Here is a 12645-nt window from a genome sequence, read left to right as displayed (position 1 = left end):
AACAACGCGGCTCCGCCCAACGACAATGCGTCGAACCATCAATGAAGGAGTCCCATGGCCAGCCCAGCTCGACGACTCGCTCGCCAGCTGCTCCCCGAGCGCCTGCGTCAGAGCCTGACCGCCCGGGTCCCGTCCATCTCGGAGGGCACTCCGCAGGAGTCGAAGCCGGCTCCGATCTCCATCGAGGTCGAGCCGCTCGTCGTCACCGCTGACCTCGACGGTGCGGTCGCCGCCGCCGGTGGCGGATTCTACGAGCGCGCCTGGGCCCTCTTCCAGGGCATCCCGGTGGAGAAGTGGGCCGCCACGGCCGCCGACGAGTACGTCATGTCCGGGCTCCACGTCGACCCCGACGCCACCCGCGCGACCCTGCGCGACCTGGCCGAGTCCGGCGCTGCGTACGTTCCGGGGCGGGCCTGGCTGGCGATGACCAGCCGCGTCTTCGGCTTCGGCGACCAGGAGCTGGCCCGCAGCCTCTACGCCCGGCTCGACGAGGCCGTCGGCGACGGCACCAAGGGCGACACCAAGTGGGTCGTGGAGAGCCGCGACTGGCTGCGCTCGTGGGTGGCGGCCGACAACGACGAGCCCGACGGTCCTGCAGTTCCGGAGGGCACCGTCTCCTACGCCGTCGTCGACTACGGCCACCCCGGCCGCTCCCGCGCCTCGGCAAACATCGGCGACCACGTCCAGACCCTCGCATCCCTCGGTCACGTGGTGCGCCACAAGGACCTCGAGTTCACCGGCGAGTCCGAGCTCGACGACCTCGCCGAGCGGCTGCGCGAGCGGGTCCGCCCCGAGCGCGTCCGCGAGGGCCTCTCGGCCAAGGTCCAGCTGATGACCCTGCAGCGTGACGCGTCGATGTACCAGCCGGTCCCGAAGGACACCTGGATGCTCGGCTTCGGGTGGTACATGCACCCCATCTTCGAGATGCGCTACGGGATGCCGTTCCACAAGAACCTGCGCCCGATCTTCGTCTCGTTCCACTGCAGCACCCGGGCCATGATGACCGACGAGACGATCGAGTACCTGAAGAAGTACGCCCCGATCGGCTGCCGCGACTGGACGACCGTCGACATCCTGCTCTCCGTCGGCGTGCCCGCCTTCTTCTCCGGCTGCCTCACCACCACGGTCTCGACCGTCTTCCCCGACGCGGACGAGCTGCCCGGCCCGGACGCGCCGGTCGGCTACGTCGACGTCTTCGACGGCTCCATCCCCGAGGGCGCTCCGACCTACGCCCAGGGCGGCCTCGACGAGGTACGGTTCCGGCCGTTCGTGCGCAACATCGACGACGCGATCACGATGCTCGAGGGCTACCGCCGCGACCACCAGAAGCTGGTCACCAGCCGGCTCCACTGCTACCTGCCCGGTCGCAGCATCGGGATCGACATCGACTTCCGCCCGAAGAACCTCTCCGACCCGCGCTTCGCCGGCCTCAACCCGCTCACCCCGGACGAGTTCGACGGAATCCGGGAGAGCATGAACGACCGGCTCGAGAAGATCCTCACCAAGATCTTCTCCGGCGCCGGCGTCGAGGAGGTCTACGAGCAGTGGCGCGAGATGAACGCCGCCGAGGTCGAGGTCGCGCGTCAGCGCCGGGCCGGTGCCCGCAAGGTCGGTGAGCTGGTCAGCTCGATCGCCGAGGACGTACGCAGCAACCCGGTCAACACCCCGGAGCAGGTGCCGGCCGACGCGATCCACGTCGCCGTCTCCGCACGCCCGAAGCAGCGGCCGAAGCTGCGCCGGCTGATCAAGTCCATCGCGGCCCACTCCTCGCGTCCGGTCCACCTGTGGGTCCAGACCGGCGGCACCGACCTGCGGCTCGACGAGCTCACCCGGCCGGGGATCACCCTCAGCGCGCTGGACGTGTCCGGCTTCGACGGGATCAAGCAGCCTGACGGCAGCCTGCTCCCGATCGGCCAGCTCGAGCGGCTCGTGGTCGCCGACCTGCTCCCCGACGTCGACAAGCTCGTGATCCTTCCGGTCTCCGCCGTGCTGACCGAGGACATCGCCGGCCTGGCCGACACCGACCTCGAGGGCAACCTGCTGGCTGCCACCGACGTCGTCGGCACCCGGGGGGTCAGCGGCTTCCAGCAGATCCACGCCGCGGCCAACAAGCAGGCCGAGCGCACCACCGAGGCGGCCGAGCTGCGTCGTGACGGCCACCAGCGGCACGCCTTCGACTTCGACGCCTTCGACATCGAGGTGCTCGTGCTCGACGCCGCGCAGTGGCGCGACAAGGGGCTGCTCGCCTCGCTGGCGCCCTACGTCGAGACCTACGGGATGACCTACCGCAACGTGGTCCTGCTCGAGGTCGGCCCGCACCGCGCGGTGCTCCCGGAGCGCTGGAACGCGATCCCCGGCAAGACCTCGGTGGCCGAGCCGGCTCTGGCCAGGCTGCCGTGATCCTGGGCTGATCCCGAACAGACAGCGATGGCGCGGTCCCCGCAAGGGGTCCGCGCCATCGCTGTCTGTGTGGGAGAAAGCCCTCAGGGCTTGTCGAAGAACCTCTCGACGACCCGCTCGGTCGCCTTGCCGTCCTGGGTGTACTGGTACTTGGCGTTGAACGCCGCGATCCGGTCGCGGTGCTCGGCCTCGAGCCGGTCCAGGTCGGACAGGGCCGCGACCACCTCCTCGGCGGTGTCGAGCATCGGCCCCGGGGCGGTGTCGGCGTAGTCGTAGAGGAACCCGCGGATGCCGCCGGTGTAGTCGGACAGGTCGGGCACCAGGAACACCATCGGCCGCCCGGTGAGGGCGAAGTCGAAGCGCAGGCTGGAGTAGTCGAGCACCGCCGCGTCGGAGGCCAGGATCAGGTCGTTGATCTCCGGGTAGTCGGTGACGTCGATGATCCGGGCGGTGCGCTCGCTGCGCTCGCTGCCCTTCGAGTTGAACCGGTGGCCGCGCAGCAGGATGACGTACTCGTCGCCCAGCGCCTCGCTGGCCGCGACCACGTCGAGGTGCTCGACCATCTTCGCCGAGCGGTAGTTGAGCGCCAGGTGGTCCCGCCAGGTCGGGGCGTAGAGGATCACCTTCTGGTGGGAGCCGATGCCGATCAGGTTGCGGGTACGCTCCCGGTCCTCCTTCGCCGAGGGGCCGACCAGCGCGTCGTCGCGCGGATAGCCCTCGCTGTGGATCGGGCCGTCGTAGGCGTACTCCTCGCGGTAGTAACGGTCCATCTCCGGAGTCGGCGTCAGGATCAGGTCCCATCCGGCGGTGGTCCGGTCGAGCTCGGCCTCGCAGCGCAGCGGCGAGAACATCTTGGCGCGCCACATGCGCAGGCCCATCGACTTGGCGGGGTAGCCGTGGAAGGTCTGCAGGAACCGCTGGCCCTCCCGCTTGCGCCACCAGCGGTCGAAGTCGATGTTCTGCACGAGGTATTTCGCGGTGCCGATGACGCGATACCACTCCGGGCTCTGCAGCACGACCGGGACGCCGCCCTCGGGAACCCGGGAGGCGTGGTCGGCGATGCCCCAGTAGAGGGTGAGGTCGGGGCGGGTGCGACGCAGGTGCTCGTGGATCGCGAGCTGGGAGTCGGTGGCGGTCGAGCCGGCGTAGGTCGAGAGGTAGACCGCAGACTCGTCGAGCGGCTCCTCGGCCGCCAGGACGCGCTCGCGGGCGAGGTTGTGGGCGTAGCTGCCGGCGTGGTCGACGGGGATCGGTGGCTGCAGGGTGATCCCCGGACCGTTGCCGTTGACCGGGCGCAGCCGGACCTCGTCGCTGACCTGGAAGTCGGCCTGGTGCTCGAGGAACGCGGTGGTGTGGCGTACGTTGCCCGTGCGGTTGGCGCCACAGGTGAGCTGGAACTGGTAGACGCCGCTGGGCAGGACGGACTCGCCCAGGCCCCACTCGTCCCAGCGCAGCGAGAAGACGACCTCGAACTCGGCGGATCCGGTGTCGATCTTGACGGTCTCGCGGTGTCGCGAGCCGGCGAGGGTGAGCCGGGCGTGCTTCGGGATCGAGCCGAGCCAGTGGCCGCGCACGGTGATGCGGCCTTCGCCGAGCTCGACGCGGTCGAGCGCGACGGTGTCGGCGACCTCGATGATCGAGGCGAAGCCTCGGCCGTCGCGCGAGGCCAGCACGCTGCCACCGCGCTCGCCGGTCCACGGCTCGCCCACCGGGTCGGTCCAGACGATCCGGCCCGTGCGGCCGTCATGGAGCGTCTCCAGCCGCCAGGCGGCGGGCGCACCGGGCTCGACGGCTCCGTGGGCAGGCAGGGTGAGCGTGACCTTGCCGTCCTTGACCGGCGCCTCGATGCGTACGCCGCCACCGATCGCCCGCACGGTCTGCGGGAGCTCGCCGGCCAGGGCCAGGGCCACGGTGCGGCCGTCGACCTCCACCTTCCCCAGGGAGGTCGGCTCCGTCGGGACGGCGCGGAAGCTGAGCTCGTCGAGGAACCGATCGCAGGCCACGGACAGGCCGGAGGAGGTGTGGGTCCGCGGCCGGTAGCGGGTCGCCAGGTTGCCCGCGGGGCCGCGGGTGTCGATCTGCACCTCGCTGGTGGTGCGGACGACGCCGTCGACGTCGACGGTGACCTCGAGATGCCAGCGTCCGGCGGTGAGCAGGCTGAGGTCGATCTCGGTCCGGCACCCGCCGGGGCGGTAGTCCTGGTATTTGTGGCCGACGGTCATGTTGGCCTGCGCGTCGTAGCGCGGGGTCACCGTCAGGTCGATGGGGTCGGGGAGCACCGTGTCGGGGTCGCTCGCGAAGCCGTCCTCGTCGTCCATGTCGACCAGGTCCGGCACCAGGCGTGCGGTGACGACCGGGGTCGCCTCGGCGAGGTCGACCAGCTCGATCCGAGCCACCAGATCGACCTCGACCCGGTCGGAGTCGAGGGGACGTACGTCGCGCACCAGCACCCGCGCAGGCGTCTCGTGCACGTTGAGCGTGGTCACGGCCTCGGGCAGGTCGGTGTCGGGGAAGATCCCGTGGACCTGGCCGCCGGCGACCCGGGTGCGCAGGTTGCCGCGCTCGAACCAGCGCGACGCGACGAACGCGGTCAGCTCCTCGCGCTGGTCGGCGAGGAGGTAGGTCAGCCGGGCGCGCACCTCGACCGGCAGCTTGAGCCACACGTCCGGGGAGACGTCGTGCTCGATCTCGACGACGAGGTCGCGCAGGCTGGTCCACTGCTCGGCGCTCATCCGCTCGACGTCACCGAGAATGGTGTTGGCGCGGCTGGCGAGCTCGCCGAGCGCCCAGTGGTCGCGCAGGTCGGAGGCCAGCTCGCCGATCGCGACCCAGGTCGACCGGGTCTGCTCGATCCACTCCGCCATGCCGAGGGTCTGGTCGTGGAGCTGCTCGACCGGGGTGCCGTCGGCGCGGTCCATGTCCACGCACACCGGCGCGGTGACCACGTCGAAGCGGTTGGCCTTCAGGTAGCCGTCGAATCCGACCGCGGCGGCGCCACCACGACCGCCGAAGCTGAAGCCCTGCTGGCGCCAGAACGAGGTGCGGAAGAGGCGGTTGCTCACCCCGACGTCGCTCAGCGCCACCGGGAACTCCTCCAGGGTGAGGCCGGAGCGGTTCTGCGCGTGCACGAGGTCGTAGGTCGGCACCACCGGCGGGGAGAGCCGCTGGCGGCTCTCGATGCGGCCGACCGCGAGGTCGGAGCCGCTCCGCTCCAGGGAGGTGACCAGCGTACGCATGGCGTTGGGGGTGAGGAGGTCGGCGGCGAGCAGGAAGCAGACGTACTCGCCCCGCGCGGCGCGACCGCCGTGGTCGCGGGCCTCGGCCTGCGTCGCCGAGCTCTCCAGCAGCCGCAGCCGGTAGTCGTCGGGGATATCCGCGAGGATCTGGTCGCTCACCACGCTGGCCTGGCCATAGGGAGCGATGAGGATGTCCAGCGTCGTGTGGGTCTGCTCGCGCACCGAGAGGAGCGACTCGGCCAGATACTGCTTGTCCTGGTCGGTGACCGTCACCACGACCGAGACGAGCGGGCCGCGCTCGTGGCCGAGAACGCGATGCCCGGCGTCACGAGCCAGTCGACGGATACCTTGTGGCATCCTTCGTTCGGCGCGACGCAGGACGTCGACGATTCCCTGACCCATGCACATTCCCTCTCGGTTCGGGGGTGCCCCGAATGACGTCCCCGCGAATCTGATCGAACCCAGAGGTTACAGGCGGACGAACGTTCTCCCGCACTCCGGCCGATACCCCACGGGGAACCACGACCGGTCGGACGACCCGCCGGTAACACCGCCCCCGACCACCCTCATCGCCCGAATCCGGGCTCTTCACCCTCGAGCCGGCCGACCGACACCACGATGCCACCCGGCATCCGAAGGGTGCTCAAGCGCATCCCTGACGGCGGCCCGCCGCCCGTGCGGAGCTCGTCGGTCATCAGGTCCACCAGGTCCACGACGCCGCGGCCGGTGAGCTTGGCGACGCACTCCGCCCGGGTCCATCGCTCCCAGAACCCATCGACGCCGAACCGCCTCGCGAGGGCCGCCGGGACCGTACGCTCCACCTCGCCGTCGACCGCCACCGGGACGTCGTAGGAGCCCGTCCAGGCGATCACCCGGCCGTCGTGGAGGTGGCTGCGAGCGCGATATCCCGCGAGCTCGGCATCGCTGCCGACGCTGAGGAGGCCACGCAGCATCAGATCGAGCCGCCGCCGTCGATGACGATCGACTGGCCGTTGATGTTGGTCTGCTCGAGCAGCAGCATCCGCACGGTCGGCACGACGTCCTCGGGCGTGGTCATCGCACCCGAGGGCGTACGCCGCGCGATCGACTCGAGCTGGTTCGCCCCGAGGACCGCCGACATCTCCGAGGCGAAGAACCCGGGAGCGACCGCGTTGGCCAGCACCCGGCCGCCGAGCTCACGGGCCAGCGAGCGGGTCGCCGCGTCGAGGCCTCCCTTGGTGGCCGAGTAGGCCACCAGGCCCTGGTAGCCGCGCTGGCCGCAGATCGAGGTCACGTTGACCACCCGGCCCTTGAGGCCCTTGCCGATCAGGCGGCGCAGCACGAACCGGGTCAGCACCAGGGGCGCGGTCAGGTTGGTCTCGATGATCTGGGCGATGCGGTCCGAGGAGGTGTGCACGTGCAGCGAGTCCTGGCCGATCGCCGCGTTGTTGACCAGCCCGTCGATGACGCCGAGCCTCGTCTCGACCTCCTTGACGAACGCCTGGGCCGCCTTCTCGTCGGTCACGTCGACCGAGCCGAAGTGGGTGGCCTCGGGATATTTCTCGGCCAGCTGGTCGAGCTCGGGGGTCACCGTGCGCGCGAAGGCCGCGACCTTCACGCCGCGCTCGAGCAGGTCGGCGACGATGGCGAGACCGAGGCCTCGCGAGGCACCTGAGACCAGCACGACGGAGGCAGGCGGGAACAGAGTGGAATCAGACATCGCTCTTCAGCGTCTCCTTGGCCGGGATCTCGGCGAGCATCTTGATGCGCCGCGGCACGGCGTACTCGGGCAGCCGCTCGGCCGCCCAGCGGGTCAGGTCGTCGGCGTTGACGTCGGAGTCCTGGTCGGCGACCACGTCGGCGACGACCATGGTGCCGACCAGCGGCGCCTTCCGGCCACGTACGGAGGCCCAGGCGACATCGGGGTGGGACTGCAGCAGGTCGCGTACGGCACCGGCGGACACCTTCGAGCCGCCGACGTTGAGCTCGTCGCGGTCCAGGCGACCGGTCACCAGGACCCGGCCGTCCTCGATGCGGGCGGCGTCGCCGGTGCGTACGGCGCCGGCCAGCTCGGTGCCCGAGGCTTCGACGCCGTGGTGCGGCGAGGTGATCACCAGCTCACCGTCGACGACCGACAGCCGGGGCCGGCCGGGGACGTCCCGGTCGAGCCACTCCTCCGGGAACCCGGCTCGGCCGTCGTGGACGACGATCGAGGCGCCGACCTCGGACGAGGCATAGATCCAGGAGACCCGTGCGTCCGGGAAGACCTCGGCGAGCTGCGACAGCACCGCCTGGTCGACCGGCTCGCCACCGAGCGTGACCTGCTCGAGCGGAAGCCTGCTCAGCTCGGCGCCGTGGCGCATCAGCGTGCGCCGCCAGAACGTCGGGGTCCCGGACACCGCGGTGACGCCGTGCTCGAGCGCGGGCACCACCCAGTCGTCCAGAGCGGCCGGGTCGGCCGGGTCGACCAGCACCAGGTCCTGGGCGGGCACGCCCAGGCCCAGGGTGATCACCTGCCACCAGGCGTAGGTGCCGGGCGAGTAGGGGCACAGCCAGGTGCGCGGAGCCAGCTCGCCGGTCACCGTCGAGAGCGACGCCAGGGTGTGGCCGACCCGCTTGGGCCGGCCGGTGGACCCGGAGGTGAGCAGCCAGACCCGGCCGTCCTCGGCCGCGCGGTGACTCGTCGCCACCTGGACGTCGTCCCCGGCGACCAGGTCGAACCCCGCCCCACGCAGCTCATCGGCCAGCGCCTCGTCGACCCGTCCGGCGGCCACGACGAGCAGCTCACCGCCGTCCTCCAGCGCAGCGACCGCGGGCAGCGCGTCGACGCTGTGCGCCACCACGTGGGCCGTCGGCGCCGGTCGCGGGGCAGCCTGCCGGACGAGCTCACCCCAGGTCGTACGCATCCCCGTCCGGGCGTCGACGACGAGGTTGTCGGCGATCACTGCTCCTGGATCTCCACGAGCAGGTCGAGCACGTCTGCGATGGTCTCGATCGAGCGGAGTCCGGCCGCCTCGAAGTTGAGCTCGTCGCCGATCTCGTCCTCGACCCGGAGCGCGAGCTCGGAGAAGTCGAGGGAGCGGAAGCCGATGTCGGCCAGCTTCGCGGTGTCGTCGGCGGGCAGGGTCTTTCCCTGCACGGCCAGCACCTCGCCCATGAGCTTGCGGACCGCCGGTCGGTCAAGAGTCTCCATGGCCTCGGACCATATAACGTCAGGGCGCATCCCCCGACGTCTGAGGAGACCGATGTTGAGACGGGCGACCGACACCGACCTGCCGAACATGCTGGCGTGGCGCAACCAGGAGGCGAACCGGTCGGTGAGCATCAACCAGCATGTGATCACCGCCGAGGAGCACGCCGCCTGGTGGTCGCGGGTCACCCAGGACCCGACCCGGCGGGTGCTGATGTTCGAGTACGCCTCCCGCCCGCTCGGGGTGGTGACCTTCTTCGACCACGATCCCGTCGCCCGGTCGGCCTCCTGGGGCTTCTACCTCGACCACGACGGCACCACCGCCGACGGCACCGCGCTGCTGGCGTGGACCAAGGTGATGCGGGAGGCCGTGGCGTACGCCTTCGCCCCGGAGCCCGACGGCCTCGACATCGACCTCCTCGAGGGCGAGGTGCTCCCCCACAACGAGTCCGTCCGCGCCATGAACCGCCGGCTCGGGTTCACCGAGGGCGAGCCCTACGATCAGACCGTCGACGGCGGCGTGGTGACCGCCATCCCGGTCCGCCTGCACCGCGACGACCGACCGACCCGACGTTCCGGCAAGGAGCAGTGATGACCCACCACGAGATCGCCGTGGGAGACCGCCTGATCGGTCCCGGGCACGAGCCGTTCGTGATCGCGGAGATGTCCGGCAACCACGGTGGCGACCTGGAGCGGGCGCTCGACATCGTCCGCGCCGCGGGCGAGGCAGGCGCGCACGCGCTCAAGATCCAGACCTACACCGCCGACACCATCACCCTGGACGTCGACACCCCCGCGTTCCGGCTCTCGGCCGACCATCCGCTCTGGCCCAACCGCCGCCTCCACGAGCTCTACGAGGAGGCGCACACCCCGTGGGCGTGGCACGAGCCGATCTTCGCGCTGGCCGCCGAGCTCGGCATGGTCCCCTTCTCCGCCGCCTTCGACCCGACCGCGGTCGACTTCCTGGTCGGCCTCGGCGTCCCGATGCTGAAGTCGGCCTCCTCCGAGATCACCGACCTGCCGCTGGTCCGGTCGATCGCCGAGACCGGGCTGCCGATGATCATCTCCACCGGCACCGCGACGCTCGCCGAGATCGACGCGGCGGTGCGTACGGCACGGGCGACCGGCAACGACGACCTCGTCGTGCTGGCCTGCACGGCGTCCTACCCGGCTCCTCCGGAGGCGTCCAACCTCCGCGGGATCCCGGTGCTGCGCGACGGGCTCGACGTCGCCGTCGGCCTCTCCGACCACACGCTCGGTATCGGCGCCTCGGTCGCGGCCGTCGCGCTCGGCGCCTGTGTGATCGAGAAGCACATCACGCTCTCGCGCGAGGACGGCGCCGTCGACTCCGACTTCTCCCTGGAGCCGCACGAGTTCGCCTCCCTGGTCAGCGAGACCAGGATCGCGTGGCAGGCGCTCGGCGAGGCCCGGATCGGCCCGAAGTCGGCCGAGCGCGAGGGCCTGCGGTTCCGTCGTTCGCTCTTCGTCACCCGCGACGTACGCGCCGGGGAGAAGGTCGGACCGGACAACGTACGCTCCGTCCGCCCTGCCGACGGGCTGCCGCCGGCCGACGTGGACATCGTCGTCGGGCGCACCTTCACCCAGGACGTCCCGGCCGGCACCCCGCTCAGCTGGGACCTGGTCTAGATCGCTCTGACCCGGTCGAGGGCCAGGAGCGCGTCGGCGACGCGCGCCGGCCCTCGGCCGTCGACCGTGGCCCAGCAGGCGGCGCGCAACCGCTCCCGGAGGCGTACGTCCCCCAGCAGGTCACGCATCCGGGCCACGGCCACCTCAGGGTCGCCGTCGAGCTCGGCCAGGGTGGCGATCCCGACGGCCAGCCGGTCCTCGTCCATCCGGACGTACGCGTCCCGCTGGTTGTCGGCGACGCAGACGAACCCGACCGCCGCGCCGATGCAGAAGAGCTCCCAGGCCGAGGTGCCGGCGGCGCTGAGCACCACGTCCGCGTCGGAGACGAGCTCGGCCAGGACGTCGGTCGGCCCGATCACGTGGATCGCCTGACCCGGCGCCGGCACGATGCCGGCGATCTCCTCGGCGAGCTCAGGGGTGGCCGCGATGGCGGTCAGCTCCACGGCGATCCCGGTTCGCACGACCAGGCGGACGACCCGCGGGGAGACCCCGAAGGCGTCCGTGCCACCGAAGAACGCCAGCACCCGCAGCGGAGTGTGCTCGTCGGCGGCGGCCTTGGGCGCGCTCGGACGCTGCCGGACGATGTCGCGTCGCTGCTGGGCGTAGTCGAGTCCACCGAGATGCCGGGCTCCCTCGGGGAGGACCCACGCGGAGGCCTCCGCGCCGAGGTTCTGGTCCAGGTACAGGTCGGCGACCCGGTCCCCGGGATCGCCGTCGGTGAGCGCCAGCAGCGGCCAGCGTTCCCGCAGCTCGGCGTAGACCGATGCCGGAAGGAGGTAGGAGTCCACGACCACCGACGACGGCTCGATGCGGGCGAGGACGTCCGCGAGATCGCCCGGCCCCGGCGACGCGATCTCGATCCCGCGCCGCCGCACCTGCTCGGCCGCCCAGGGCACCCGGTCGAGGTCGGCGACCACCACGACAGGCACTCCGCGCGCGACGAGCTCCTCCCCGAGCGCCAGGCACCGCATGACATGCCCGATCCCGACCTCGGGGCCGGCGTCGCACACCATCGCCACCCGGAGACGTCCGTCGTCGGGCGATCCCATGGACATGTCTGCGCAACCTCCCGGATCCGTCCGTTTCTGGCGAACGGCATATGTCACCTTTTGCGCGCCGTATCGTTGGCGCAGCAGATGAGGCCCAGACTAGAGAGCATCCCTGTGACCGTGCCGAATTCGGAAGTCCGAGAGTCCCCCGCCGACCATCCTCTCGATGGCGCCAGCATCCTGGTCACCGGCGGGACCGGCTCGTTCGGAAAGGCGTTCATCCGACATGTCCTCGACAACCTCAACCCGAGGCGCGTGATCGTCTTCTCACGCGACGAGCTCAAGCAGTACGAGTGCCGGCAGCTGTTCGGCAACGACCCGCGGCTTCGCTGGTTCATCGGAGACATCCGCGATCGCGACCGCCTGCACCGCGCGCTCCACGACGTCGACTACGTCGTCCACGCCGCGGCGCTCAAGCAGGTCGACACCGGGGAGTACAACCCCTTCGAGTTCATCAAGACCAACGTGCTGGGTTCGCAGAACGTCGTCGAGGCCTCGATCGACGCCGGCGTCAAGAAGGTCGTCGCCCTCTCCACCGACAAGGCCTCCTCGCCGATCAACCTCTACGGCGCGACCAAGCTGACGGCCGACAAGATCTTCATCCTCGGCAACAACTACGCCGCCTCCTACGAGACCCGGTTCTCCGTGGTGCGCTACGGCAACGTGACCGGCTCGCGCGGCTCGATCATCCCGAAGTGGAAGGCGATGGCCGAGCGCGGTGAGCCGCTCGGGATCACCGACATGCGGTGCACCCGGTTCCTGATCACGCTGCCGCAGGCGGTGCAGATGGTGCTCGACACCTTCGAGCTCATGCAGGGCGGCGAGCTGCTCGTCCCGCACATCCCCTCCCACAAGGTCGTCGACCTGGCGAAGGCGGTCGCACCCGACGCGACCTTCGTCGACATCGGCCTCCGCCCCGGCGAGAAGCTCCACGAGGAGATGATCAGCCCGGAGGAGGGCCGCCGCGCGGTCAGCATCCACGACGGGAAGTACTACGTGATCGAGCCCGAGAACCCGCAGTGGGGCTACAAGCCGATCATGGACGCCGTGCCGGTTCCGGACGGCTTCCACTGCGCCTCGGACAAGAACGACATCTGGTACGACGCCGACGACCTCCGCACGGTTCTGGAGTCAGGGGTCTGAG

At 70.7% G+C, this 12645-nt stretch carries 10 protein-coding genes; 4 read left to right on the top strand and 6 right to left on the bottom strand.

Annotation, left to right across the window (positions count from 1 at the left end; genetic code table 11):
• The first annotated feature begins 54 nt into the window (after positions 1-54).
• Positions 55-2400, top strand: coding sequence for a hypothetical protein (locus OG984_RS22530; protein ID WP_328528415.1), 2346 nt, complete (start codon positions 55-57; stop codon positions 2398-2400).
• An 83-nt stretch (positions 2401-2483) separates the two neighbouring features.
• On the opposite strand, the gene OG984_RS22525 is transcribed toward OG984_RS22530, so the two are convergent.
• The 5 genes from OG984_RS22525 to OG984_RS22505 form a co-directional block, all read right to left on the bottom strand.
• Positions 2484-6038, bottom strand: coding sequence for a bifunctional glycosyltransferase/CDP-glycerol:glycerophosphate glycerophosphotransferase (locus OG984_RS22525; protein WP_328528414.1), 3555 nt, complete (start codon positions 6036-6038; stop codon positions 2484-2486).
• A 164-nt stretch (positions 6039-6202) separates the two neighbouring features.
• A complete protein-coding gene (locus OG984_RS22520; protein WP_328528413.1) occupies positions 6203-6589 on the bottom strand; it encodes a hypothetical protein in 387 nt (128 codons plus the stop codon).
• Complete coding sequence (locus OG984_RS22515; protein ID WP_328528412.1) at positions 6589-7335, bottom strand: SDR family NAD(P)-dependent oxidoreductase; 747 nt, start codon at positions 7333-7335, stop codon at positions 6589-6591. Before OG984_RS22515 ends, OG984_RS22520 begins: the two co-directional genes overlap by 1 nt.
• Positions 7328-8560, bottom strand: coding sequence for an AMP-binding protein (locus OG984_RS22510; protein WP_328528411.1), 1233 nt, complete (start codon positions 8558-8560; stop codon positions 7328-7330). Before OG984_RS22510 ends, OG984_RS22515 begins: the two co-directional genes overlap by 8 nt.
• Positions 8557-8808, bottom strand: a complete 252-nt coding sequence (locus tag OG984_RS22505) for a phosphopantetheine-binding protein (RefSeq protein WP_328528410.1) — start codon at positions 8806-8808, stop codon at positions 8557-8559. The genes OG984_RS22510 and OG984_RS22505 overlap by 4 nt, the downstream gene beginning before the upstream one ends.
• A gap of 52 nt (positions 8809-8860) precedes the next feature.
• Here OG984_RS22505 and OG984_RS22500 point away from each other — a divergent pair, with 52 nt between their 5' ends.
• Positions 8861-9397 (top strand): GNAT family N-acetyltransferase, encoded by a 537-nt coding sequence (locus OG984_RS22500; protein WP_328528409.1) that lies wholly within the window; start codon positions 8861-8863, stop codon positions 9395-9397.
• Complete coding sequence (gene pseI, locus OG984_RS22495) at positions 9397-10452, top strand: pseudaminic acid synthase (RefSeq protein ID WP_328528408.1); 1056 nt, start codon at positions 9397-9399, stop codon at positions 10450-10452. The genes OG984_RS22500 and pseI overlap by 1 nt, the downstream gene beginning before the upstream one ends.
• Here the strand turns inward: pseI and OG984_RS22490 are convergent.
• Positions 10449-11507 (bottom strand): PseG/SpsG family protein, encoded by a 1059-nt coding sequence (locus OG984_RS22490; RefSeq protein ID WP_328528407.1) that lies wholly within the window; start codon positions 11505-11507, stop codon positions 10449-10451. The two genes, pseI and OG984_RS22490, sit on opposite strands and share 4 nt — an antisense overlap.
• A gap of 114 nt (positions 11508-11621) precedes the next feature.
• On the opposite strand from OG984_RS22490, the gene pseB reads away from it, so the two are divergent.
• The gene (pseB, locus tag OG984_RS22485) at positions 11622-12644 is read left to right on the top strand and encodes a UDP-N-acetylglucosamine 4,6-dehydratase (inverting) (RefSeq protein WP_328528406.1); all 1023 of its coding nucleotides are present in this window, start codon (positions 11622-11624) and stop codon (positions 12642-12644) included.
• Position 12645 lies beyond the last annotated feature (1 nt).

Source organism: Nocardioides sp. NBC_00368 (assembly GCF_036090055.1).
Classification (GTDB): domain Bacteria; phylum Actinomycetota; class Actinomycetes; order Propionibacteriales; family Nocardioidaceae; genus Nocardioides.
Note: the sequence above shows the minus strand (reverse complement) of the source record. Positions and strands in the feature narration are given on the sequence as shown.

What these genes read in the sequence shown, in the direction of transcription:
- pseI (WP_328528408.1), top strand. Translation starts at nt 9,397, where the DNA reads ATGACCCACCACGAGATCGCCGTGGGAGACCGCCTGATCGGTCCCGGG.
- OG984_RS22520 (WP_328528413.1), bottom strand. Translation starts at nt 6,589, where the DNA reads ATGCTGCGTGGCCTCCTCAGCGTCGGCAGCGATGCCGAGCTCGCGGGA.
- OG984_RS22490 (WP_328528407.1), bottom strand. Translation starts at nt 11,507, where the DNA reads ATGTCCATGGGATCGCCCGACGACGGACGTCTCCGGGTGGCGATGGTG.
- OG984_RS22515 (WP_328528412.1), bottom strand. Translation starts at nt 7,335, where the DNA reads ATGTCTGATTCCACTCTGTTCCCGCCTGCCTCCGTCGTGCTGGTCTCA.
- OG984_RS22525 (WP_328528414.1), bottom strand. Translation starts at nt 6,038, where the DNA reads ATGGGTCAGGGAATCGTCGACGTCCTGCGTCGCGCCGAACGAAGGATG.
- OG984_RS22530 (WP_328528415.1), top strand. Translation starts at nt 55, where the DNA reads ATGGCCAGCCCAGCTCGACGACTCGCTCGCCAGCTGCTCCCCGAGCGC.
- OG984_RS22505 (WP_328528410.1), bottom strand. Translation starts at nt 8,808, where the DNA reads ATGGAGACTCTTGACCGACCGGCGGTCCGCAAGCTCATGGGCGAGGTG.
- OG984_RS22500 (WP_328528409.1), top strand. Translation starts at nt 8,861, where the DNA reads ATGTTGAGACGGGCGACCGACACCGACCTGCCGAACATGCTGGCGTGG.